Origin of the sequence: Leclercia sp. 1548 (genome assembly GCF_050435045.1) — a bacterium.
In the GTDB taxonomy this organism is placed as follows: domain Bacteria; phylum Pseudomonadota; class Gammaproteobacteria; order Enterobacterales; family Enterobacteriaceae; genus Enterobacter; species Enterobacter adecarboxylatus.
Genome location: NZ_JBNDJP010000007.1, coordinates 203106 through 227497, shown reverse-complemented (window position 1 = coordinate 227497; position 24392 = coordinate 203106). Strand labels below are relative to the sequence as shown.

General features: G+C 58.2%; 21 protein-coding genes and 1 pseudogene. 7 read left to right on the top strand and 15 right to left on the bottom strand.

Annotated features, from left to right (window positions below):
- Positions 1 to 285: 285 nt before the first annotated feature.
- The 10 genes and pseudogenes from pptA to ABIE02_RS18725 all read right to left on the bottom strand — a co-directional run bounded on the left by pptA (position 286) and on the right by ABIE02_RS18725 (position 9353).
- A complete protein-coding gene (pptA, locus tag ABIE02_RS18770) occupies positions 286 to 516 on the bottom strand; it encodes a tautomerase PptA (protein ID WP_059307881.1) in 231 nt (76 codons plus the stop codon).
- Positions 517 to 547: 31 nt separating this feature from the next.
- Positions 548 to 1168: a glutathione S-transferase family protein gene (locus tag ABIE02_RS18765; RefSeq protein WP_032618168.1), complete on the bottom strand. Its 621-nt coding sequence runs from the start codon at positions 1166 to 1168 to the stop codon at positions 548 to 550.
- Positions 1169 to 1207: 39 nt separating this feature from the next.
- Positions 1208 to 2095 carry a transporter substrate-binding domain-containing protein gene (locus ABIE02_RS18760; RefSeq protein ID WP_336994587.1) on the bottom strand — a complete coding sequence of 296 codons (888 nt, stop codon included), beginning with the start codon at positions 2093 to 2095 and terminating at the stop codon, positions 1208 to 1210.
- A gap of 9 nt (positions 2096 to 2104) precedes the next feature.
- Positions 2105 to 2878, bottom strand: coding sequence for an amino acid ABC transporter ATP-binding protein (locus tag ABIE02_RS18755; RefSeq protein ID WP_059307879.1), 774 nt, complete (start codon positions 2876 to 2878; stop codon positions 2105 to 2107).
- Entirely contained in the window at positions 2862 to 3785 is a 924-nt protein-coding gene (locus ABIE02_RS18750; RefSeq protein ID WP_032618165.1) for an amino acid ABC transporter permease, read from the bottom strand. Before ABIE02_RS18750 ends, ABIE02_RS18755 begins: the two co-directional genes overlap by 17 nt.
- 9 nt (positions 3786 to 3794) lie before the next feature.
- Positions 3795 to 4304 carry a GNAT family N-acetyltransferase gene (locus tag ABIE02_RS18745; protein WP_150870979.1) on the bottom strand — a complete coding sequence of 170 codons (510 nt, stop codon included), beginning with the start codon at positions 4302 to 4304 and terminating at the stop codon, positions 3795 to 3797.
- Positions 4305 to 4313: 9 nt separating this feature from the next.
- Positions 4314 to 6574 (bottom strand): annotated as a pseudogene (locus ABIE02_RS18740) (NtaA/DmoA family FMN-dependent monooxygenase).
- Between the two features lie 15 nt (positions 6575 to 6589).
- Complete coding sequence (locus tag ABIE02_RS18735) at positions 6590 to 7711, bottom strand: amidohydrolase (protein ID WP_032618161.1); 1122 nt, start codon at positions 7709 to 7711, stop codon at positions 6590 to 6592.
- A 14-nt stretch (positions 7712 to 7725) separates the two neighbouring features.
- Positions 7726 to 8703 (bottom strand): LLM class flavin-dependent oxidoreductase, encoded by a 978-nt coding sequence (locus ABIE02_RS18730; protein ID WP_336994586.1) that lies wholly within the window; start codon positions 8701 to 8703, stop codon positions 7726 to 7728.
- 110 nt (positions 8704 to 8813) lie between these two features.
- Positions 8814 to 9353 (bottom strand): adenylate kinase, encoded by a 540-nt coding sequence (locus ABIE02_RS18725; RefSeq protein WP_336994585.1) that lies wholly within the window; start codon positions 9351 to 9353, stop codon positions 8814 to 8816.
- Positions 9354 to 9701: 348 nt separating this feature from the next.
- Between ABIE02_RS18725 and ABIE02_RS18720 the strand changes: the two genes are divergently transcribed.
- The 3 genes from ABIE02_RS18720 (at position 9702) to ABIE02_RS18710 (ending at position 13870) form a co-directional block, all read left to right on the top strand.
- Positions 9702 to 11237 (top strand): methyl-accepting chemotaxis protein, encoded by a 1536-nt coding sequence (locus tag ABIE02_RS18720; protein ID WP_336994584.1) that lies wholly within the window; start codon positions 9702 to 9704, stop codon positions 11235 to 11237.
- Positions 11238 to 11312: 75 nt separating this feature from the next.
- Positions 11313 to 12560 (top strand): MASE1 domain-containing protein, encoded by a 1248-nt coding sequence (locus ABIE02_RS18715; protein ID WP_336994583.1) that lies wholly within the window; start codon positions 11313 to 11315, stop codon positions 12558 to 12560.
- Positions 12561 to 12562: 2 nt separating this feature from the next.
- Positions 12563 to 13870: an HdeD family acid-resistance protein gene (locus tag ABIE02_RS18710; RefSeq protein WP_059307871.1), complete on the top strand. Its 1308-nt coding sequence runs from the start codon at positions 12563 to 12565 to the stop codon at positions 13868 to 13870.
- Here ABIE02_RS18710 and ABIE02_RS18705 read toward each other — a convergent pair.
- Positions 13842 to 14240 (bottom strand): (R)-mandelonitrile lyase, encoded by a 399-nt coding sequence (locus ABIE02_RS18705; protein ID WP_191152298.1) that lies wholly within the window; start codon positions 14238 to 14240, stop codon positions 13842 to 13844. The two genes, ABIE02_RS18710 and ABIE02_RS18705, sit on opposite strands and share 29 nt — an antisense overlap.
- 111 nt (positions 14241 to 14351) lie before the next feature.
- Here ABIE02_RS18705 and ABIE02_RS18700 point away from each other — a divergent pair, with 111 nt between their 5' ends.
- Positions 14352 to 15242: a LysR family transcriptional regulator gene (locus ABIE02_RS18700; protein WP_336994582.1), complete on the top strand. Its 891-nt coding sequence runs from the start codon at positions 14352 to 14354 to the stop codon at positions 15240 to 15242.
- Between the two features lies 1 nt (position 15243).
- Here ABIE02_RS18700 and ABIE02_RS18695 read toward each other — a convergent pair whose 3' ends face one another.
- A complete protein-coding gene (locus ABIE02_RS18695) occupies positions 15244 to 16227 on the bottom strand; it encodes an aldo/keto reductase (protein ID WP_336994581.1) in 984 nt (327 codons plus the stop codon).
- A gap of 324 nt (positions 16228 to 16551) precedes the next feature.
- On the opposite strand from ABIE02_RS18695, the gene ansP reads away from it, so the two are divergent.
- Positions 16552 to 18048, top strand: coding sequence for an L-asparagine permease (gene ansP / locus ABIE02_RS18690; protein ID WP_032618152.1), 1497 nt, complete (start codon positions 16552 to 16554; stop codon positions 18046 to 18048).
- A gap of 78 nt (positions 18049 to 18126) precedes the next feature.
- Here ansP and ABIE02_RS18685 read toward each other — a convergent pair whose 3' ends face one another.
- Positions 18127 to 18528 carry a RidA family protein gene (locus ABIE02_RS18685; RefSeq protein ID WP_032618151.1) on the bottom strand — a complete coding sequence of 134 codons (402 nt, stop codon included), beginning with the start codon at positions 18526 to 18528 and terminating at the stop codon, positions 18127 to 18129.
- A gap of 127 nt (positions 18529 to 18655) precedes the next feature.
- Here ABIE02_RS18685 and ABIE02_RS18680 point away from each other — a divergent pair, with 127 nt between their 5' ends.
- Positions 18656 to 19252 carry a TetR/AcrR family transcriptional regulator gene (locus ABIE02_RS18680; RefSeq protein ID WP_144838006.1) on the top strand — a complete coding sequence of 199 codons (597 nt, stop codon included), beginning with the start codon at positions 18656 to 18658 and terminating at the stop codon, positions 19250 to 19252.
- Positions 19253 to 20050: 798 nt separating this feature from the next.
- On the opposite strand, the gene ABIE02_RS18675 is transcribed toward ABIE02_RS18680, so the two are convergent.
- Positions 20051 to 21112, bottom strand: coding sequence for a YncE family protein (locus ABIE02_RS18675; RefSeq protein ID WP_150871004.1), 1062 nt, complete (start codon positions 21110 to 21112; stop codon positions 20051 to 20053).
- Between the two features lie 263 nt (positions 21113 to 21375).
- Between ABIE02_RS18675 and pqqU the strand changes: the two genes are divergently transcribed.
- Positions 21376 to 23490 carry a TonB-dependent receptor PqqU gene (gene pqqU, locus ABIE02_RS18670; protein ID WP_032618147.1) on the top strand — a complete coding sequence of 705 codons (2115 nt, stop codon included), beginning with the start codon at positions 21376 to 21378 and terminating at the stop codon, positions 23488 to 23490.
- An 87-nt stretch (positions 23491 to 23577) separates the two neighbouring features.
- Here pqqU and ABIE02_RS18665 read toward each other — a convergent pair whose 3' ends face one another.
- Positions 23578 to 24246 (bottom strand): GntR family transcriptional regulator, encoded by a 669-nt coding sequence (locus ABIE02_RS18665; protein WP_032618146.1) that lies wholly within the window; start codon positions 24244 to 24246, stop codon positions 23578 to 23580.
- Between the last annotated feature and the right edge of the window lie 146 nt (positions 24247 to 24392).

The window sequence follows — 24392 nt, the reverse complement described above, 5'->3', positions numbered from 1 at the left end:
AATGAAAGTGAAGCCGAATTATATAAGCACCATGATAAAAAATTATTAATCATTATTCTAATAAGCAGCAGAACGCCTGAGGAAATGACATGGCAACAAAATACAGTATTTTACCAAATTACCCTGTTCATCGGGTGGCAACTAGGCCTCATCCGGCCGATGGATGCCGCGCGATTATCGCCGGGCAAGCGCAGCGCCGCCCGGCAAAACAGTGCGCTCTGATCCACTCCCCCACAGCAGAGAGAGCAAACGCACGCAACGGTAACCTGAGTTACCGTTTTGCCTTTACATCGAATATCCCGGCTTCTTAATCAACTCGTCCAGCTTCGGGCCAATCTCCGTATCCCACACCTGCGTTTTCCAGTCGGCTTCCTGAACCTCGTTCAGGGCCACAGAAATAGAACGATCTTTACTGTTCAGATGGCGGGTAATCACCTCGGCGATATCTGCGGCCAGGGCGGTTTTTTGCTCGTCGTTCAGGTCACGGGGAAAACATTTAATATCTACGTGTGGCATGTGCAGGCTCCTTTTGAGTAAGCGTTTCAGACTAGCAGAGAATATCGTTCGCTTTTAGCACCTTGTGCAGTTTCGGGAGCTTGCACACGCTATCGGCAATTGCCGTGATGTTCGGCGTATTAGCGGCAAACCAGTCCGGGCGTGGCCCCCAGGTACGCATCACACACAGATAACAGTCGATAAGGGTAATCTGCTCGCCAAAGGTATAGGGCGTGGCTTTAAGGTGATTATCCAGCCACAGGTAGAGCGATTTGCGGTATTCGCGGCAGCTTTGTTGCAGCTGTTCCGGGGCGTCTGGCGCCCAGCGTTCCGGGTAATCGGCATAGGTAAAGGTGGGATAGACGTTGGCCACCAGCCAGATCAGCAGGCGCTGGAACTGCTGGCGATCCGCGTGCCCGACGGGCGGTGCCAGATCGGGACAGCGATCCAGCACCAGCAGCGCAATGGCTGCCGTTTCCGTCATGATCTCGCCGTTTTCCAGCTCCAGGGTCGGCACCTGGCACAAGGGGTTGAGTTTTTCGAGAAGTTCACGGGTTTCGCCGGGCTTATCAAACCCGTCAACGTTGATGAACTGATAGGGAATGTCGGCCAGGGTCAGCATGACTTCACTGATGGCTGAACCCCAGCCAGGGACGCCATAGACTTTGATCATCGGTAACACCTCAGTCAAAGCCTTAAGTGTAGAGCAGCCTCAGTAGGTTATCCCGGGCGGGTTGACCACCGATTGCGCCACCGCTTCGCCCTGCTCGCCCCAGCGCGCCAGCACCTTCTGGTAATCACCCCGCTGGATGGCGCCGTCGAGCGCGGCCTGCAAGGCATACACCAACTCATTCCCCTTTTTGGTGGTGGTGGCGACGTACGCTTTTTTCGGCCCTAAGCCCACCACACGGGTTTTGCCGGTCAGGGCCTCTTTATAGGCCGAGACCGACTGCGGGCCGAAGAACACATCTGCCCTGCCGGACTGAATATAGAGATTGCCGGAGGCGTCGTCAGTCAGGTAGACCGGCAGCGCAGGCTCGCGCCCGGCATTTTTATTCTCTTCGTTCCAGCCCAACAGAATGCGCTCCTGATTGGTGCCAGAGCCGACAATCACCGTTTTACCCGCCAGATCGGCGGCCCCCTTAATCGACTGCACCTCGCTGGTAGACTTTACCGAAAAGGCCAGCGAATCGACGCGATAGGTGGCGAAATCAAACTTCTGTTTACGCTGCTCGGTCACCGCAATGTTCACCAGCGCCACATCATAGCGCCCGGAGGTAATGCCGAGCGGCCAGTCCTCCCACGCCGTCGGCACCAGCTTAAGCTTCAGCCCGAGACTGCCCGCCAGCAGTCGGGCGATATCCGGGTCACTGCCAATGCGGGTGCGGTTATCGCTGGCCAGCAACGCCAGCGGCGGTGAGTTCAGGGCTGAAATGGCGACGGTTAATGTACCCGGTTCGACAAATTTGTAGTTCGCCGGGATCTTCGCCACCGCCTGCGGGTCTACCGATACCGGCAGCGGCTGCTCGTTAGCTTTAAAATCGATGGCGGCGTGGCTGGTCGACGCCGCCATGAATAGCGCCAGTAATCCTTTTTTCATCTTCTCTCCTTAGAGCACTTTCGACAGGAACTGCCGTGTTCGGGCGTGGGATGGGCGGTTCAACACCTCGTCGCTGCTGCCCTGTTCCACGATTTTGCCATCCACCATAAACACCACCTGGTCGGCCACTTCCCGGGCGAAGCCAATCTCGTGCGTGACCACCACCAGCGTCGTGCCGGAGCGGGCCAGCTTTTTGATCACGTCCAGCACCTCGCCCACCAGTTCGGGATCGAGCGCCGAGGTCGGCTCATCAAACAGCATCACTCGCGGGCGCAGCGCCAGCGCGCGGGCAATGGCGATGCGCTGCTGCTGCCCGCCGGAAAGATGGCGTGACCAGGCATCGGCTTTATCGCGTAGCCCCACCACGTCCAGCAGATCGTAAGCCCGCTCTACCGCCTCTTTACGGCTCAGCTGTTTATGCGCGATGGGCGCTTCGATCAGGTTCTCCAGCACCGTCAGGTGCGGGAACAGGTTGAAGTTCTGGAACACGTAGCCGACGTTAACCCGCTGTTTGAGGATCGCGTTCTCCTTCAGCTCGTACAGCGTGTTGCCCTCCCGCCGATAGCCAATGTAATCCCCGTCAATCTGGATAAAGCCTTCATCGACCCGCTCCAGGTGGTTAATGGTGCGCAGCAGCGTGGATTTACCGGAGCCGGACGGGCCGAGGATCACCGTTACCGAGCCGGGCGGGATCTCCAGCGAGACGTTATCCAGCGCCTTGTGGCGACCAAAGAATTTGCTGACGCCAGTTATCGAAATATGTCCTTCAGGAGAGGCTTGCATGGACAGGCTCCTGTGTGGTTTGGGTGGTAACGGAACGGGTGCGGGTTGCGCGGGTGGAGTTCACCGCCGAGCGGCGCTCGCTGCGGGCCAGGGCGCGCTCAACCAGATGTTGGATGGCGGAAAGGACGGTAGTGATCACCAGATACCAGACGGCCCCCACCATCAGCAGCGGGATCACCTCCTGGGTGCGGTTGTAGATCATCTGGATGGTGTAGAACAGCTCCGGCATCGCCAGGACGTAAACCATCGCCGTGCCCTTGGCGAGACTGATGATTTCGTTAAATCCGGCCGGCAGAATGGTGCGCAGCGCCTGCGGCAAAATAATCCGCAGAGTGCGACGCGAGGCCGGTAAGCCCAGGGCCGCTGCCGCTTCATACTGGCCGTGATCGACCCCGAGGAAGCCGCCGCGAATGATCTCCGCCGTATAGGCGCTCTGCACCAGCGTCAGCCCGACCACCGCGGTGGAGAATTGCCCCAGCACATTGATGGTCTCAAAGCTGCCCCAGGTAATGCCGGTGAACGGCACGCCGAGGGACAGGGTGTCGTACAGATAGGAGAAGTTATAGAGGATGATCAGCACCACAATCAGCGGTAGGGAGCGGAACAGCCAGATGTAACCCCAGGCGAGACTGCTCAACAGCCAGGATGACGAGAGCCGCGCCAGCGCTAACAGGCCGCCGATCACCACGCTGAGCGCGGTGCCAATCAGGGTCAGCAGCAGCGTCTGCCCCACCCCTTCCAGGATCACCGGGTCGAAGAACCAGCGCGCAAACACGCTCCACTCCCAGCGGGGGTTAAAGGCCACTGACTGGATCACCACCGCCAGTACAAACAGCGCCACGATCGCGCCCACCGTGCGCAGCGGGTAGCGCGCCGGGACCACTTTGATGGTTTCAACGTTGTTCATGGTCGTTCCTCATGCCGATTTACTGAACGTTTCACGTACCAGCGTTTTGGTGAAGCGCAGCCGTCCGTCGAACGGCGGCTGGCTGTACTCTTCCGGGTCGCGGGACAGGTCGAACTGGGCCGTGTAGCCCTGGCTTAGATAGAGTCGCACCGCCTCCGGCTGGCGAAAGCCGGTGGTGAGGTAGATCTGGCTGTATCCGGCCAGTATCGCCCGGCGCTCCAACTCCTGTACCACCCGGGCGGCAAGCCCCTGCTGGCGCAGGGATTTGTCGGTCCAGATCCGTTTGATCTCGGCGGTCTGGGCATCGAAGGGTTTATAGGCCCCGGTGGCGATGATTTTTCCGTCGCGCTCCAGCACAATAAACAGCCCCTGCGGCGCCAGATACCACTCGGTCAGTTCGACCTCCGCATCTTTAGAGAAATAGTCGCCGTAGCGCGCCGCGTACTCTCCGAACAGCCCATTAATGATGGGTTGAAGATCGGCGTCTTCCGGCGAAACATCACGAAAAAGGTCGCGCATAGGTTCTCCTTAGTCACCAAGGCCAGCCGGGTTAACTTCGGAACTCGGGATACGCTCCACGCCTTCACCCCAGCGGTTCAGCACCTTGTCGTAGTCACCGTTCTTGATTACGCCGTTGAGGGCAGTCTGCACCGGCTCCGCCAGGCCGCTGCCTTTTTTCAGGGTCACGGCGATGTGCGCCGCTTTCGGCCAGCCGCCATCCACGCTGCCCACCAGCTTCGTTTTGCCGTTGAGGGCCGCTTTCCATGCGCCGATCACGTTCGGGCCAAAGTAGGCGTCAGCCCGACCGGACTGTAGCGCCAGGGTCTGGGCGGCATCGTCTTTGGTGTAGATCGGGGTGAAGGGCTTCAGCCCATTCTTTCGGTTTTCCGCATCCCACGCCAGCAGGATCGCCTCCTGGTTGGTGCCGGAACCCACGATAATGCGCAGCCCGGCGATGTCTTCCGCCGTCTCCAGTTTCTTGATCGGGCTGGAGGATTTCACGTAGAAGCCCAGCGAATCCTTCCGGTAGGTGGCGAAATCGAACTTCTCTTTACGCTCTTTGGTCACGGTGATGTTGCTGATCGCCGCGTCATATTTCCCGGAGGTCACCCCCAGCGGCCAGTCCTCCCAGGAGGTGGGCACCACGTTCAGCTCCAGCCCGAGGCTATCCGCCACCAGACGGGCAATGTCAGCCTCGCTGCCGATCAGGGTTTTGTTGTCATCGGCAAACACCGTCAGCGGCGGCTGGCTCAACCCGGCAATCGCCACGGTGAATTTCCCCGGCACCACCGGCTTAAAGCTGGCGGGCAGCTGGGCGATGGCCTGCGGGTTTTTGGCGGTGTTGATCGGCGTTTTGTTAGCCTCAAGGCTGACCCCGGTGCCGTTAATATTGACGTTCTCTGCCCAGACGGCAGGGGTAAAGGCCAGCGCGAGCGCCAGAATAAGCGATGATTTTTGCATGGCAGGTTCTCTTATTGTTGTGTGAACTGATTGGCGGGTTGCTCTAATCCCAGGCTCTCACGCAGCGTGGTGCCGGGGTATTCGGTGCGGAACAGACCGCGCGCCTGCAACAGCGGTACCACCTGGTCAACGAAACGCGGGAAGGTATCCGGGGTGCCGCCCTGGATGATGAAACCATCTGCGGCATAGCCTTCAAACCACTGCTGAAGGCCGTCCGCCACCTGTTCCGGAGTGCCGGAAAAACGTGGGCGCGGCGAGGCGGCTTCCAGCGCCACCTGGCGCAGGGTTAAATTGCGCTCCCGGGCGTTGCGCTTGATCTCATCGGTAGTGCTGCGGAAGCTGTTTTTCCCCAGGTCGCCAATGTCCGGGAAGGGTTCATCCAGCGGGTACTGGCTGAAGTCATGGTGCTCAAAATAGCGGCCGAGATAGTTCAGGGCATCGTTGATGGAGACCAGCGCCGCCGTGGTCTGGTACTGCTGCTCCACGTCGTCGGCGTCCTTCCCGACGATCACGCTCACCCCCTGGAAGATGTGCAGCTCATCATTGCTTCGCCCATGCTGTTTCAGCTGGCTTTTCACGTCGTGCCAGAACGCCTGGGCTTCTTCGTAGGTGTCATGATGGGTAAAGATGGCGTCGGCATGTTTTGCCGCCAGCTTTTTGCCGTCGTCCGAGGCACCGGCCTGGAAGACAATCGGTCTGCCCTGCGGCGTGCGGCCGATATTCAGCGGCCCGGCCACCTTAAAGAAATCGCCATGGTGATCGAGGGTGTGCAGCTTTTGCGGATCGAAGAACTGCCCGGTCTCTTTGTTGCGCACAAAGGCATCGCCCTCCCAGGAGTCCCACAGCCCTTTCACCACGTCGAGATATTCATCGGCGATGCGGTAACGCAAGGCATGCTCCGGGTGCGTGTCGCGGGAGAAGTTCTTAGCGGAGCCTTCCAGCGGCGAGGTCACCACGTTCCAGCCCGCCCGGCCATTGCTCAGGTGATCGAGGCTGGCAAACTGGCGCGCCACGGTAAACGGCTCGCTGTAAGAGGTGGACAGCGTCCCCACCAGCCCCAGCCGTGAGGTGACGGTCGCCAGCGCCGACAGCACGGTCAGCGGCTCAAAGCGGTTGAGAAAATGCGGGATCGACTTTTCGTTGATGTAGAGGCCATCGGCGACAAAGATAAAGTCGAGCTTCCCCGCTTCGGCCTTCAGGGCCGTCTCTTTAACAAAATTGAAATTGATGCTGGCATCGGCAGGTGCCGCCGGATGACGCCAGGCCGACATGTTCCCGGAGGCGCCATGCAATATCGTGCCCAGTCGCAGCTGTCGTGTTGCGGACATATTCACTCCTTACCCTTAAAGTTGATTCAGTGCTTTTTCCGCAAGTCGGGCGAAATAGCGCGCGGCGGGTGCAATTAATGCCTCGTCCGGGTTAAAGGCCGGATGATGCAAACCATACTGGCTGGCGCTGCCGATGCTGACGAAGGCCCCGGGGATCTGCTGCAAATAGACGGCGAAATCCTCCCCACCCATGTGCAGCTCGGCCTGCCGGGTTTCATAGCCGCTCTCGCTGGCCACTGAGGTGGCAAATTCCGCCCAGTTGGCGTCATTGACCAGCGCGGTGGGCCCGGCATACCAGGTGATATCAATTTGCGCGTTGAAGGCGCTGGCAAACCCGGCGGCGATTTCAGCCACCCGGGCCTTCACGTTTTGCTGCACTTGCGTGCGATGCGTGCGCAAGGTGCCCTCCAGCTCGACGCTCTCGGGCAACACGTTCCAGGTATTGCCGCCGGTAATGCGCGTCACGCTCAGCACCACCGAGTCGAGGGTGTTGACGTTGCGGCTGGCAACGCTTTGCAGGGCGGTCACCAGCTGGCTGGCGAGCAGAATGGCGTCGTTGCCTTCATGTGGACGGGCGGCGTGCGCCCCTTTGCCGGTAATACGGAACACGAAGCGATCGACGTTGGCGTAAAAAGGGCCGCCGCGTGTGGCGAAACTGCCCACCGGCAGACCAGGTTCGTTATGCATGCCGAAGATGGCGCTAACGTCGCGCAAAGCCCCGGCGCGCACCAGGCTTTTGGCACCGCCGAAGTTCTCTTCCGCAGGCTGGAACAGGATCCGCACCCGGCCATTAAGTGAGGCCTCCCGCGCTTTAAGCGTTAAGGCCGCGCCGAGGATCACGCTGGTATGGATGTCATGGCCGCAGGCATGCATCACGCCAGGACGTTGAGAGGTAAAGGCTACGCCGCTGCGCTCCTCAATCGGCAAGGCGTCGATATCGGCGCGCAGGGCAATCTGTTTTTCGCCCTTGCCCACTTCCGCAACCACCCCGGTTGCCAGGTCATAAGGCAGGACGGTGATCCCGGCCTCCCCCAGCCACTGGCGCAGGCGGGCGGTGGTTTGCACCTCTTCGCCGGAGAGTTCAGGGTTCTGGTGCAGCTCGCGACGCCAGGCGATCAGCTGTTGTTCGAGGCTCATACCGCCACCTCCCGCTATTCCCGGGCCTGGGCCAGCAGGCGCAGAGATTGCACCCGGGCAGCCCCGTCAGCCACCGGGGTATCAATGATGAACTCATCAATGCCCCACTGCTGATGCAGCGCCTCCAGTTGCCCGATCACCGACTCCGCGGTGCCCACCAGCAGAGACTGGGCGCGGCGGGCGATGCGTAGCGGCTCGCTGCCTGCCTGACGGGCAAAGGCGTAAGCCTGCTCTTCGCTGGCGACCGTCACGCGCTGGCCATTGGTCAATTCTACGCCCCACACTTCGACAGATTTCGCCAGTGCCTCGGCCTGCGCCTGGGTCGGGGCGACGATGGCCTGCACCGCGACAATCACCTCTCTGAGGCTATGCTCGCGCCAGGTGCCGATCACGTCCCGCAGCAGTTCAGGATCGCCATTCAGATGAGCGGCGAAAACGAAGTCCCAGTCGAGGCTGGCAGCAAGGCGCGCGCTCTCCGCGCTGGCACCCAGCAGAAAGCCAGCCGCCGCCACCTGCGGTAACGGCGTGGCGCGAACGTCCTCGTCTGGTGAGCCCGGGGAGATCCAGCCTTTCAGCTGCGCCAGTTGGGCGGCAAAATCGCCCTTCTCCTGCTGGCTGAGGCCGATTTGAAGCGCCCGGGTTGAAAGCGGCAGACCGCCAGGCGCTTTGCCGACGCCCAGATCCACACGACCGGGGGCAATGGCGGCCAGCAGGTTGAAGTTTTCGGCGACTTTGTAGGGGCTGTAGTGTTGCAGCATTACCCCGCCGGAGCCGACGCGAATGCGTTTGGTCTGCCCTAGGATCCAGGCGATCAGCAGTTCGGGCGACGGGCTGGCCAGTTGCGGGGTGTTGTGGTGTTCGGCAATCCAGAAACGGTGATACCCCAGGGTTTCTGCCTGCTGAGCCAGGCTCAGCGTACGTGCTAACGCATCGGCGGCCGTTTCGTTTTCTGCGACAGGACTTTTATCCAGGATGCTGATTCGCCATGACATGTTGCAATCTCGTTTGACTAAACATGTCGCCATTATTAAGGGGCGATTTCACCGCTGAGAAACAATTAATTTACATTTGGTTTGCCGGATTTCAGATATAAGGCGCCAGGTTAGCGTGAGGCACGAAGCTCTGCGATCAGCGCGTCAGCCTGATGACGGGAGGTGATACGCACGAAGCGAATATGGGCAAAGGCGGGGTTTTCCATGTCCGCTTCATAACGTGCGCGATTGCTGCGCCAGGTTTTCATCGTCCACAGCAGGATCGACTCGCGGCTGAAAAAGGAGCGCCGAAAACTTTCCCGGTTGCCAGTGCCGGGCCACAGCTCCTGTTGGGTCCAGGCGCGTTTTGCCGCCCGCGTCACCGCCTGGCACAGGGTACGGACAAAGCCGTAATCCACCCACACCACCAGATCGACGTTGCGCCATTTTACCGGACGGGTGCGGTTGTAGTTGCCGTCCAGCACCCAGCCAGGGCTGGCGTTGAGCACTGTTTCGAGCCTGGCGAACAGGAAGTGATCCGGTGTGCCCTGCCAGTCAGGCAGCCAGTACAGGGTGTCCATTTCGATATAAGGGAGCGCCAGTTCGGCGGCCATTCTGCGGGCCAGCGTACTCTTACCGCTGCCGCTGGTGCCAACAATATTGATTTTCATCACATTTCCTGCTGAGATGGAAAAACCGGGCCAACAATCATAATGTTTTATGAATGTTAATGAAACACGATATCGGCAGTCTGGTTTTTGCCACGGATTCATTATTTCCTTAATATTTACCTTAAGTCACATTAATTCCCGCCCGCGCTGTTTTTTATCCCACGCGCATTGCAATTTGATTACATAAGCACAGATTAATACGAAAAAATAGTTAATTCCGGCGCTTTCTAATTCATTGAAGATTGTGGAGAATACGCCAGCCGTAATATTAAAGAATAAAACCTTAACCTTGCCTGACTCTTTTTCGGGCGGCTTCTCTTTTACTCAGACATCACCATGGAGTTATTCATGAGGCGTAACAATCACGTTACACAAAACGAGTATTTGCTTAACGAAGGTTCGACGCTAATGTCGACCACCACTATTCAGAGTCATATTACTTACGCCAACTCTGCCTTTATTGATGCCAGTGGTTATAAAGAAGAACACCTTATCGGTGAACCGCATAATGTGATTCGCCATCCTGATATGCCCGCAGAAGCCTTTGGCGATATGTGGTATACCCTGCAACAGGGCGAGAGCTGGACCGGGCTGGTTAAAAATCGCCGTCGCAACGGCGATCACTACTGGGTGCGGGCCAACGTTACGCCGGTCTACCAGAACGATACGCTCACCGGCTATATTTCGGTGCGTAATATTCCCGAGCGCCATGAAATTGATGCCAGTGAGGCGCTTTATCAGCGGGTGCGAAATAACGAAATAAAAGGCCATCGTTTTTATAAAGGCGTGCTGGTGCGTCGGGGAATACTCTCTTTTCTTTCAATATTCAAACGGCTCAGCACCGCGAAGCGGGTTAATTACTCCGTTGGTATTACCGCCCTGCTCGCCCTGGCGCTTCCTTTATTACTTCCGGGCGGGGTAATACAGAGTGTTGGCCTGGCGCTGCTGTTTATTTTGCTGGCGTTATTTCTTAATGCCCAGATATGCCGCCCGGTGAAAACCATCGTCAAACAGATGCAGCGCGTGGTCTCGGGCCGCAAAACCGACTATACCCATTTCGATCGGGTCGATGAGATTGGCTTGATGATGCGGCTGGTCAATCAGTCCGGCTTAAACCTCAACTCGCTGGTGGATGATGTCGGGACGCAAATCAGCGGCATCCGCGAGATTAGCCAGCAGGTCGCCAGAGAAGGTGATGCCCTGCAGACCCGCTCGGAAGAAACTTCTGGGGATCTGCAGCAGACGGCCGCAGCGGTGGAAGAAATTGCCAGCGCGGTCAAACAGACCGCCCAGACGGCGGAAGAGGCGATCACGATGGCCGACCAGACCAGCGCCAGCGCGTACCGCGGCGAAGCGGTGTTGAAGCAGACCATCGACGTGATGCAGTCGGTGTCACGGGATAACGGCCAGATTGTCGATATCATCGCCGTAATCGACCGTATCGCCTTCCAGACCAATATTCTGGCCCTGAACGCCGCGGTGGAAGCCGCCCGTGCCGGAGAGGCAGGACGCGGTTTTGCCGTGGTCGCCGCCGAGGTGCGTAATCTGGCCCAACACTCTGCTTCTGCGGCAAAGGAGATCGCGTCACTTATCGAGAAAAACGTCGCCAGCGTTAACGCCGGGGTAAATATGGTCGAGCAGACCGAAACCCAGTTGACCGCCATGATGGGTAATGTGTTGAATATGTCGGCTCTGATTAAGGAGATCGGCCACGCAACCCAGGAACAGACTCAGGCGCTGTCCCTGATTAACGAGTCGATTTCACGTATCGGGGTGATGACCCATAACAACGCCGGGATGGTGGAGCACGTCACCCAGGCGGCAAATCATCTCACCCAGCGCACCACCCGTCTGCAACAGGCGATTGCGGTGTTCGGCGGCTAACGCCGCAGCAAAAATGGCTAACCCGGCGAAAAGGTCATATCTTTTTAAAGCGATAGTCGCTGCCGGGAGGCCTGGATGAAAGCAGATAAGAAAACCTTAGCTGTCTCGTTACTCGCCTGGGGCGCACTCTATTATCTGCTGGGCTGGATCTCATTAAACCTTGACGGCCCGGAAAGCCGGGTGGCCTTTATCTGGCTGCCGTCGGGCGTGGCCGTCGCCGCCTTCCTGATCACCGCGCGAAAGCAGTGGCTCGCGCTGTTGCTCACCCTGTTCCTCGCCCGCCTGATGCTGGGGCTGACCTTTCACCATACGTTTCACGTCTCGCTGGTGCTGGCGCTGTTTTCCCTGACCAGTCACCTGGGCATCGCCTGGTGCGTGCAGCGGTTTTCCCGCGGCTACGATCGGTTGCATCACATCGTCACCTGGGTGATCTCCACGATTGTTATCAGCGCCCTGGCCGCACTGGCGGGCGTAGGCTGGCTTTCCCTGCTGGCCGGGAACTGGCAAATGCAGTGGCTGTGGATCGCCTGGAGCGCCAACGTCACTGGCACGCTGTTTGTCACCCCGCCGCTGATGGGCCTGCTGGCACCGACGAATAAAGAGATGCGGCAAGCATCGTTACCCGGTGTTTGTCTGGTGTTCGCCGTGTTGCTGGCGACCCTGTGGATCTTCAGCGATGTGCCTGACCGCAGCGACAACATCGCCCTGATCTACGCCCTGGCCTGCCTGCCGTTGGTTCTGCTGACGGCCGCCACCGTTATCTGCAGTAATCGCCTGGCCTCACTGGCGTTTATTCTTTTTAGCGCCGTGGTGCTCTATGCCTCCTGGCGCGAAACCGGCCCCTTCTATTTTGCCCGGCTGGCAGCGGAAGAGTCGGTTTTACTGGCGCAGTCTTATCTTTCCGCCGCCGCTCTGCTGCTGGTGTTTATTCGCGCCCAGAAAACGCAGAGCACCGCGATGCGTCAAACCCGGACGATGGCGTACTCCCTTGATCCCGAAACGGGCCGCCTCGCCTGGGATCCCGATGCGGACCCTTCCCTTACTGCCGCCTTAGCCCCGGTTAACAGCCGGGACGCGCTGCTGGCGTGCCTACCCGATGCGCAACAGCAGGCCCGGATGGCCGCGCGCTGGCAGGCGGTCGCGAATGGCCAGCCTGTCGCTGAGACGTTTCATTTTACGCTGGCGATTCCCGGTCATTCGCCCATCACCTTAACAGAGCGAAATATGCTGATGATGACCGACAAAGATCGCCCGGTGATTGTCGCCTTCTGGGCTGAAGACAAGGGAAGCCTGTTTCACCCAGCGCCGCAGGAGGAAGGTTAACCATGCTACAGATCGCTTTTTTACTTGCCGGGGCGACATTTGTCCGCAAAGCGGCCCCCTTTTTTATGGTGGCAGGGTTGCTCTGGGGCGGGCTGGGGCTGGCCATTTTTCTTGATGGTTTGCAGGGCGGGCTGCACTTCCCCCTGCACGTTTTTGGTCTGTTTTTGCTGCTCGACAGCCTGGTGTCGCTGGCGCTCGGCTCCGCGGCCAAAGGCACTCAGCGGGGGATTTTTTACTTTAAGGGCGGCGTATTTCTGCTGATCGCCATTCTGATTTTATCGGGTCGCCATGACGGTACCCTTGTGCTGGCCATCGTGTTTGGGATTGCGTATTTCATTACCGGCCTGTTTACCATCGCCTCTGCGGTGGTGGTACGCTTCACCCACTGGCGTCGCGCCCTGCTGTCCGGGGTGTTGCAAATCCTGTTTGCCATTTTCCTGTTCCTGCCTTTTCCGACAGAACATGACGGCACCGTGTCGCAGTTTATCGGTATGGTGATGCTCACCGGCGGAGTGCATTCCGTGATCCTCTCCTTACGGATGCGCCAGATCCGCCACGGCCGCTCGGTGTTCGATATTCTCGCCCCGCAGACCCTGATGATCGGCCCGCGTGAGGCCCTGCCGCAGGATGTACAGCGCACGCCAGGGGATCAACTGATCGTCCACGTCTGGACCCCGGAAGGGTCCGCTAAACAACAGACGCTCCCGCGCCCGGTGATCAACCGCTACATCGCTGCGGTCGATGCCAACGGGGTGATCTCCACCGGTCATGCGGCGCTGGAAGTCCCGCCGACGCTCTATATCAGCCTCTACCCGGCGGCCGAGATCGACCGTTCGCCGTCGGAGTTTTTTAACCTGCTGAAGGCGGTGGAAGCCAATACGGTGGCGGGCAAGTATCAACCGGACTACCGCTTTGAAGCCAATATGTGGTGCGAGTCCGACCGCAAAATCCACTTCTCCACCTTCAATGCGGCCTCATTGACCAGCTTCTGGACGCAATACCGACAAACCGAAACCTACAACCTGACCTGGCGCAACTGTTCCAGCAGCGTGGCCTACGCCCTGGAAGCCGCTCTGGACGGTGCGCTGAAAGAGCGCTGCTCCCGGGGCGGCTTTATGCGGCTGCTGTTTATCCCTGAGTTGTGGATTGCCGCGCAGTTGCGTAAGCGCGCCACCAACATGGCCTGGACGCCCGGGCTGGTGCTGGACTATACCCGGGCGCTGCATGCCGTGGTTCACCCCACAGACGTGTCGCTGATCCACCTGCTCAAAAAGCGCTGGTTTACGGCTGCGGATACTGGTCGTCAGTGACCTTCTCCAGCCAGTCCACCGGGCTGCCGTCCACCGCTTCCGCGATGGCGATGTGGGTCATTGCGGTTTGCGCGCAGGCACCGTGCCAGTGTTTGACACCCGGGGGGATCCACGCGATATCACCCTGATTGAGCGCTTCTGCCTCTTTGCCCCACTCCTGCAGCCAGCCGCGTCCCTGGGTGACGATCAGCGTTTGTCCCAGCGGGTGGGTATGCCATGCGGTACGCGCCCCCGGCTCAAAGGTAACGGTCGCCCCGCCCACTTTCGCCGGCTCGGTGGCCTGAAATGGCGCGTCGATGCGCACGGTGCCGGTAAACCAGGCCTCGGGGCCACGGACTGAGGGTAATGAACCACTGCGGATAATTTTCATGCTACCTCCTCGTTTGCTGTGGACTAAACAGTAGCCTAAGACCGGGACGAGGATTAGACTGCATAATCAGAAAGGAACCATGAGCCAGATTCATATATCGGGAGCGCTGCGATGCTTAAAGATAATTTTAACGACCTGCTGTCATTTATGGTGGTCGCCCGGGAGCGCAGTTTCACCCGCGCAGCGGCCCAACTGGGCGTATCGCAGTCAGCCCTCAGCCACGCCATGCGGAACCTTGAAGCTCGTCTTGATATGCGCCTGTTGACCCGGACCACCCGCAGCGTGGTGCCCACCGAAGCGGGCGAACAGCTGTTTACGCGCCTCAGCCCGCACCTGCTGGAGATTGAACAGGAGCTAACCGCCTTGCGCGACATGCGCGACAAACCGGCAGGCAATATCCGTATTACTGCCGGAGAGCACGCCATGACTGCGGTCCTGTGGCCGGTGTTGAAACCCTTTATGCTTCAGTACCCGGATATCAATGTGGAAGTGACGGTGGATAACGGCCTGACGGATATTGTCGACGGGCGTTTCGATGCCGGGGTGCGCCTGGGCGAACAGGTGGCGAAGGATATGATTGCGGTGCGGATTGCCCCGGACATGCGGATGGCCGTTGTCGGCTCCCCGGGTTATTTCGCCCGGCACGGAGAGCCGCAAACCCCCGAGCAACTGGCCGATCATCGCTGCATTAATATGCGTCTGCCCACGCGCGGGGGTCTTTATGCCTGGGAGTTCACCCGTGATGGGCGGGAGATCCGTGTGCGGGTGGACGGGCAGTTAACCCTGAATAACCTGCCCCAGCGCCTGGATGCTGCTGAGGCTGGCCTGGGTCTGGCTTACGTCCCGGAAGATACGGTCCAGGACGCTATCAGCCAGGGCCGACTGGTGCGGGTGCTGGAAGCCTTCTGCCCGGCGTTTGATGGCTACCGTCTTTACTACCCCAGCCGCCGCCAGCACACCACCGCCTTTTCCCTGCTGGTCGACGCGTTACGTCGAACCTAGTTTATTTCCCGACCCGTGCCTGCAAGTGTTGCGGATAACGATCGCCTACCACGTCAATGTTCGCCAGCGTCTGGTTGATGTGGTTCAGCGCTTCTGGTGACAACGTCACGCCTGCCGCGCCGAGGTTCTCTTCCAGTCGGTGCAATTTTGTGGTGCCGGGGATCGGCACAATCCATGGCGCTTTCGCCAGCAGCCATGCGAGGGCCACTTGCGCAGGCGTCGCGCCCTGCTCTGCTGCCAGCTGCTGCACCACCTCTACCAACTGCTGGTTGGCCTGACGCGCGGCTTCACTAAAGCGCGGCACCTGGTTACGAAAATCACTGCTGTCAAAGGTCGTGGCAGCGTTAATCGTCCCGGTCAAAAAACCTTTCCCGAGTGGGCTGAACGGCACGAAGCCGATATTCAACTCTTGCAGCAGCGGCAGAATGGCCTGCTCCGGCTCGCGCCACCACAGGGAATATTCACTTTGCAAAGCGCTCACCGGATAGATCGCGTGGGCGCGGCGGATGGTTTCCACGCCGGCTTCCGACAGGCCAAAGTGCTTCACTTTGCCTTCAGCAATCAGATCGGCAATGGTACCCGCCACCTCTTCAATCGGCACATCAGGATCGACACGATGCTGGTAATAGAGATCGATAACGTCCGTTTTCAGTCGTTTTAACGACCCTTCCACCGCCGCGCGGATATGTTCTGGCCGGCTGTTAAGCACCTGGCCGGGCTGTTCGCAATCAAACCCGAACTTCGTCGCAATCACTACCTGGTCACGCACCGGGGCCAGGGCTTCCCCCACGACATCCTCGTTGAGATACGGGCCATAGATCTCGGCGGTATCAAAGAAGGTCACGCCTTTATCCACCGCGGCACGAATCAGGGCGATGGCCTGCTGTTTATCCGTGGCCGGACCGTAGCCGTGGCTCAGTCCCATGCAGCCGAAGCCAAGCGCTGAGACCGTTAAGCCATTTTTACCCAGTTGCCGTTGTTGCATTTTTCACCTCAAGGGTCGTTGTCTGATCGTCTCTACTGTAGGCACATTTATTTATGCGTACTACAGCCGACAAATGCTTGTGGTTATGAGCAGGATTCATAAATCGTGGCGGCGAAAAATTTAGTTCGATACATATCACTTTCACTCCGTTATTTTTTGCGTCGATCATTAATTGCAGGTAGGATGCTTCGCCATGTTTTTGCCTTATCCATACGCAGAATGACTGGAAAGGCAGCGCATTTCCGTGCATGAGCAATCGTTTGTATTGCGACTGCCGGGTACGGACATCATGAGAGTGATTTTGACAGGTAAACAGGTAACTCAATGAAAACAAGCAATAAAAGCGCAGCCGATCATCACGCTGCGAAACGTCGCTGGCTGAATGCCCACGAAGAGGGCTACCACAAGGCGATGGGCAACCGTCAGGTGCAGATGATCGCCATCGGCGGCGCTATCGGTACGGGGCTGTTTTTAGGTGCAGGCGCCCGTCTGCAAATGGCTGGCCCGGCCCTCGCACTGGTCTATCTGGTGTGCGGTATCTTCTCCTTCTTTATCCTGCGTGCCCTGGGCGAACTGGTGTTACACCGTCCCTCCAGCGGCAGCTTCGTCTCCTACGCCCGTGAGTTCCTCGGTGAAAAAGCGGCCTATGTTGCAGGTTGGATGTACTTCGTTAACTGGGCGATGACCGGGATCGTGGATATCACCGCGGTAGCGCTGTACATGCACTACTGGGGCGCGTTTGGCGATGTGCCGCAGTGGGTGTTTGCCCTTGGCGCGCTGGCGATTGTCGGCACCATGAACATGATCGGCGTGAAATGGTTCGCCGAGATGGAGTTCTGGTTTGCGCTGGTTAAGGTGCTGGCGATTGTCATCTTCCTGGTCGTCGGTACGGTATTCCTCGGTAGCGGCAAACCGCTCGACGGTAACATGACCGGCTTCCACCTGATCACCGATAACGGCGGTTTCTTCCCGCACGGCCTGTTGCCAGCGCTGGTATTGGTCCAGGGCGTGGTGTTCGCCTTTGCCTCCATCGAGCTGGTGGGTACGGCGGCGGGCGAATGTAAAGATCCAGAGAACATGGTGCCAAAAGCGATCAACAGCGTGATCTGGCGTATCGGCCTGTTCTATGTCGGCTCCGTCGTGCTGCTGGTGCTGCTTCTGCCGTGGAACGCCTATCAGGCGGGACAAAGCCCGTTCGTCACCTTCTTCTCGAAGCTCGGCGTGCCTTACGTAGGCAGCATCATGAACATCGTGGTCCTGACCGCGGCACTCTCCAGCCTGAACTCCGGCCTGTACTCTACTGGCCGTATCCTGCGCTCCATGTCGATGGGCGGCTCTGCGCCGAAGTTTATGTCGAAGATGAGCAAGCAGCAGGTGCCGTATGCGGGCATTCTGGCGACCCTGGTGGTCTACGTCTTTGGCGTGTTCCTGAACTATCTGGTGCCATCGCAGGTATTTGAGATTGTACTGAACGTTGCGGCACTGGGCATCATCGCCTCCTGGGCCTTTATCGTGGTGTGCCAGATGCGTCTGCGCAAAGCGATTAAAGCAGGCACCGCGGCGGAAGTGAGCTTCAAAATGCCGGGCGCCCCGGTGACCTCCTGGCTGACCCTGCTGTTCCTGTTCAGCGTCCTGGTTCTGATGGCGTTCGACTACCCGAACGGCACCTATACCATCGCCACTATCCCTCTGCTGGCCGTCCTGCTGGTGGCTGGCTGGTTTGGCGTGCGTAAGCGCGTGCATGAGATCCACAGCACCGCGCCGAAACACCCGGACGATGAAAATCGTGACAGTCCGCTGGTGGAAGAGACGTCCAGATAAAAAACAAAACGGTCACTCAGGTGACCGTTTTTTATATGTGCTCCCCGCTTTTCCCGGCGGCGCTGCGCTTGCCCGGCCCTAACGGGCCTGCGCAGGAACCCGGGCAATCACCTTAATTTCGAAATCAAATCCAGCCAGCCAGGTTACGCCCACGGCTGTCCAGTTCGGGTATGGCGGATGGGGGAAAATGGCCTGTTTGACCTGCATGATGGTTGCAAACTGATTTTGCGGATCGGTATGGAAGGTGGTGACATCGATCAGATCATCAAACGTACACCCCGCCGCGGCCAGCGTCGCTTTCAGGTTATCGAACGCAAGTTGCACCTGAGCGGCAAAGTCCGGCTCCGGCGTGCCATCGGCGCGGCTGCCCACCTGGCCGGACACAAACAGTAAATCGCCGGAACGGATGGCGGCAGAATAACCGTGTTCTTCATAAAGAGCATGTCGGTTGGCGGGGAAAACCGGTTCGCGCTGGATCATAAGGTATCCTGTACATTATCAAGGGTGAAAAACGTAAAGCGCAGCGCATACGAATGCTTTAATATACGCGGCGTATGTCAAATTAATCACACATACGCCGCGTATGTCAAATGAAGATGGAGAACCTATGGTTGTTAAACGCCGCAGCGAAAAGATGGAAGAGAACCGCGCAAAACTGCTTATGGCAGCGCGAAAAGCCTTTGCCGAGAAGGGCTTTGCCGCGGCATCCATGGATGAACTCACCGCCAGCGTGGGCCTTACCCGCGGGGCGCTCTACCACAATTTTGGAGATAAAAAGGGGCTTCTCGCCGCCGTTGTCGCCCAGATGGACGGCGAAATGGCGCAACAGGCGAAGGCTGAGGCCGCTGATGCGGGAGATGACTGGGAGAAACTGCTAGCGGAAGGCGTCGCCTATATCAAAATGGCGCTCGACCCTGAAGTGCGACGAATCGTTCTGCTTGATGGTCCGGCGTTTCTGGGCGATCCCGCTCAATGGCCGGGGCAGTTGAGCTGCCTTGAATCCACCCGCCAGACCCTTACCCAACTGCTCGAACGCGGCGTGATCAAAACCGTGGACGCTGACGCCGCGGCCTATATGTTAAACAGCGCCGCCATGAATGCCGCGCTTTGGATAGCAGCCAGCCCGGACCCGCAGAAGGCGCTACCGGCGATCATTGCGGTGTTCACGGAGCTGGCAAGCGGCCTGTGCCAGCGTCCGCAATAACATGAGTGTATATCGGCACTCTTTGCCCGGCGGCAGGCGGTCCTGGCTCTCTCCCTAACCCACCGGGCTGAAAGATCCCCAGTAATTTTACTGCCCTCAAAGCAATAAAATCATCACAGTATTTTAAAAGACTTACAGCGACTCCCCTGTCCGGCTGAAAATCGACGAAGCGTTTCCGTAAGGCCGGGGCGAGGCGCAGGGACGCGCCGAGAGGGCATAGCCTGCAGGGATGCAGGCTGGTGCCCGACCCGAAAGCCTGGAGGAATAAGCTGAGTGCACCGCGAAGCGGCGATTTTCCTGGCCGGGAGCCGGGATTGTGAAGGGGGCGGCGGCGAGCCCCCTTCACACGTTCACGGGTGACGCGGCTGGCAGAGAAGTGCAGAACCTAAGGTGAACGGAACCGCCACCTGAGGCGCATGTTCCCCTCACCCCAACCCTCTCCCCATAGGGGAGAGGGAGCTGACCGTGCCAATATCAGGAGAGGGAGCCGACTGTGCCAGTATCAGGAGAGAGAGCCTATCGTGCCAGTATCAGCAGAGGGTACCGACCGTGCCAATATCAGGAGAGGCAGCCGACTGTGCCAGTATCAGGAGAGAGAGCCGACTGTGCCAGTATCAGGAAAGGCAGCCGACCGTGCCAATATCAGGAGAGGCAGCCGACCGTGCCAGTATCAGGAGAGGCAGCCGACCGTGCCAGTATCAGGAGAGGCAGCCGACCGTGCCAGTATCAGGAGAGGGAGCCAATCGTGCCATTTTTTTGGGGGGGATCCCTCTCCCAACGGGAGAGGGAAAACAGGCCTTACAGCGCGATACGGATCACGTCATCCGGCTGGGTGGCTTCCTGCTGGCGGGAAGATTTCTGCTTCACCGTAACGAACAGGGTTTTACCGTCGGCGGAGAGCGCCAGGCTGTTCGGGAAGGTCGGGGTGTCGAGGGTTTTGGTCACTTTGTAGGTTTTCGCATCGATCACGCTCACCTTGCCCGCTTCACGGTGGGTGACGTAGGCTTCATCGCGAGCCGGGTTAAACAGCACCGCCAGGGATTCCGGGGCGGACACTTTGCTGATGACGCTGCCGTCTTTCAGGGAGATCACCAGCACTTCCGGCTGCTTAGAGTCGGTAATGAAGGCGCGCTGGCCTTTCACATCGAGGCTCAGGTTCAGGTAGAAGTGCTCTTTCCCGTCGTCCTGCAGTTTTTTGCGCGCGATGATTTTGTGGGTCGCGGTGTCGATGGTTAGCAGCTCGCCGTCACCGTTGGTGGTGTACAGGCGCTTAGCCTGCGCATCCAGCGCCAGGCCGGTGCTGAACTTGCCGGTGCCGGTAATGGTCTCTTTCAGCTTCAGCGTTTCGCCGTCCACTGCCCAGATCACGCTCTCTTTACCGATGCCGGTGATATAGACGGTATTGGTGGTGTCATCTGCCACCAGCTCACGCGGCTGCAGCGGTTTAACGGTTTCGCTGCGCTTACGCTCGTCGAGCACCAGACGGCCCTTCACGTCACCGGTTTTCGCGTCAATCGCCGTTACGGCACTGTTGGTAGTGTTACCGAACCACAGCGTCTGGGTGGCGTTGTTGATGGTCGCGCCAAAAGGTTTCAGATCGCTATGAATGGCCTGTGTCACTTCCAGCGTCAGCGGATCGAGACGGTAAACCACCCCACCCTTGTCGGTTTTGCGGCTCTGCGTGGTGGCGACCCACAGCGCGTTCTCCTGCTGGCTGACGGCCATCTCATACGCGCCTTTACCAACCGCTTTACGCAGCATCTCTTCGGCGGCATGAACATTAAAGGTCCCGGCAATCAGCAGCGAACCTAATAACAGTGAGCCACGCAGACGCGGCGAGCACAGGTGACGTAAATTCATAACAACTCCCTTTTAACGTAAATGGTATCGCTGACATCGCTTCCGGCCGACAAAGTCATCGCTTCGCCTGATTATGGATGAGAATAGTAATCATTATTTATCGCAATGTGGAGTAATTCTTGATCGTCACAGGCCTATCCGCTGATTTAACCTACACTTTGCTTAACGCTATGTGCTGTTATGGTTTTCAATATATTTACAAAAGATTTACCATACAGGCACATGTTCCATTTGGTTCGTTCTTTCCTTAACCGGTTGTATTCATGAAAATCATTTCTGCCCGTAAGGTTTCACTTCCTCTGTTGTTGGTTCCCGTTATTTTTTCTCCCGTCGCCGCTATGGCGGCAGAAGAGCAAACCATGATCGTCAGCGCGTCGCCGCAAACGCTCTCTGAGTTGGATACCCCTGCTGCGGTTAGCGTCGTCAATGGCGATGATATACGCCAGGCCACGCCGCGTATTAACCTCTCCGAATCACTCGGCAGCGTGCCGGGGCTGCAGATCCAGAACCGCCAGAACTACGCTCAGGATCTCCAGCTTTCCACCCGCGGTTTCGGCGCCCGCTCCACCTTCGGGGTGCGCGGCATTCGTCTTTATGTGGACGGTATTCCGGCCACCATGCCAGACGGTCAGGGGCAAACCTCGAATATCGATCTCAACAGCATCGAAAGCGTGGAAGTCCTGCGCGGGCCGTTTTCCGCTCTGTACGGCAACGCCTCGGGCGGCGTGATTAATATGACCACCGAAACCGGACGTCAGCCCACCACCGTGGAGGCCAGCAGCTATTACGGCAGTTACGGTAGCTGGCGCTACGGCATGAAGGCCACCGGCGCGATGGGCGACGGCACCCAGCCTGGGGATGTGGATTACACCGTCTCCACCACCCGCTTCACCACCCACGGCTATCGCGATCACAGCGGAGCGCGTAAAAACCTCGCCAACGCCAAACTGGGCGTGCGCATCGATGACGCCAGCAAGCTGAGCCTGATCTTTAACAGCGTCGATATGAAAGCCAACGATCCCGGCGGACTGGACTATCAGGAGTGGCGGGATAACCCACGCCAGTCCCCGCGCGGGGATCAGTACAACACCCGCAAAACTATTAAGCAGACCCAGGCGGGCCTGCGCTATGAGCGTCAGCTGAGCGCGCAGGACGACCTCAGCGTGATGGCCTACGCGGGCGAACGTGAGATGACCCAGTACCAGTCAATCCCCTACCAGCCGCAGCTGCGGCCAACGCATGCTGGCGGCGTGATCGACATGCAGCGCCACTATCAGGGGATCGACACCCGCTGGACCCACCGTGGGGAGTTGCTGGTGCCGATGACGTTCACCACCGGCCTGAACTACGAAAACCTGAGCGAAAATCGTCGCGGGTATGAAAACTTCGTGATGAACAACGGCGCGCCGGATTATGGCGTTAAAGGGGCGAAACGCCGCGATGAGCGCAACCTCATGTGGAACGTCGATCCCTACCTGCAAACGAACTGGCAGCTGACGCAAAAGCTCTCCCTCGACGCGGGTGTACGCTACAGCTCCGTGTGGTTCGACTCAAACGATCACTATGTGCAAGGAGCCAACGGGGATGACAGCGGTGAGGCCAGCTACCACAAGTGGCTCCCGGCAGGCGCGCTGAAATATCGCGTCACCGATGCCTGGAACGTCTATGCCGCTGCTGGCCGTGGTTTTGAAACCCCGACCATCAACGAACTCTCCTACCGTTCCGACAACCAGAGCGGCCTGAACTTCGGCCTGAAGCCATCCACCAACAATACTTATGAGGTGGGAAGCAAAACGCGGATCGGCAATGGCCTGTTCACTGCGGCGCTGTTCCGCACCGACACTGACGATGAGATCGTTGTCGACGCCAGCTCAGGCGGGCGCACCAGCTACAAAAACGCCGGTAAAACCCGTCGCCAGGGGATGGAACTTTCTCTTGACCAGCAGTTTGCCGAAAACTGGAAGCTGAAAATGGCCTGGACCTGGCTGGATGCGACCTACCGCAGCAACGTGTGCGGTGCTGCAGACTGTGAGGGCAACCGGATGCCAGGCATTGCGCGCAATATGGGCTATGCTTCCTTTGGCTGGCAGCCTGAAGAGGGCTGGTATGCAGGATCGGATGTGCGTTACATGAGCGATATCGAGGCCGATGACGAAAACACCGCCAAAGCGCCCTCTTATACTGTCGTAGGGCTGAACACCGGTTATAAGCTGAATGTGGGTAACTGGGGAATGGACGTCTTTGGCCGCGTGGATAATCTGTTCGACAAAGAATATATCGGTTCGGTCATCGTTAATGAGTCTAACGGACGTTATTACGAGCCAGCGCCAGGACGTAATTATGGCGTCGGTTTGGCAATCTCTTACCGCTTTGAGTAATTAATTTTCCCGGCAGGCGATCGTCTGCCGGGAATAAACAAGCGAAGCGGTAATATTAAAAAAGAGCGTTTCGCGGACGGTTGCGTATTACGCTAAATATTGCTGCATGATCAGGCTGTTCGCTTTGTCCACGACGTCGGCGACAGCCGCGCGGCACCGTTCCACATCACGTTTTTCCAGCGCGTCGAGTAATTCATCGTAGCGATAGCTGGCAGCGGGCAGGTCGATGTCCTGATCGTGAAAGTAATTAAAGCAGGGTCCGATCCGCATCCACAGCTGTTCGATCAGCGCGCACAGGGTAGGCATTTCTGCCTGCTTGTACAGGGTAAAGCGGAAGATGCGGTTTGCCTCCAGGGATTTCTCCACATCGTTGCTGCTCATGGCGTCGTGAAACGCCTCACTGAGTTTACGAAGCTCATCAAGCTTGCTGTCCGTCATGCGTTCGCAGGCTGCGGCAACCGCCATCATCTCCAGCTCCCGACGGATCCTGTTGACTTCGTCATACCCTACCTGAGTCACTTCTGGCACCAGAAAAGCCTGAGCCGGTGCAGCGTGTAAGACGCCTGCGGAGACCAACCGCAGTAATGCTTCACGAACCGGAGTGATACTGGTGCCTAATTTATCGGCAATCTCTTTCGTCACAAGACGTGACCCTGGCCTGAGTGAACCGGCAATTAACGCCCCTTTAAGCGCCACTTCAACCTGAGTCGTCAGACTCATGCGCTGCGCTTTTTCTATATTATCCAAATCAAGCATGTTCAATTCCTGTAACAGATGCAAAACGCCTTTTCCCAATGGGCAAAAGGCGTGAAGCGACGCGTGATGATATATCCTGTATCTGCATGCCTGGTATTCTTGACCGCATAAAAACAGAACTAAAATTAATAAATTTCTTTAGGTAT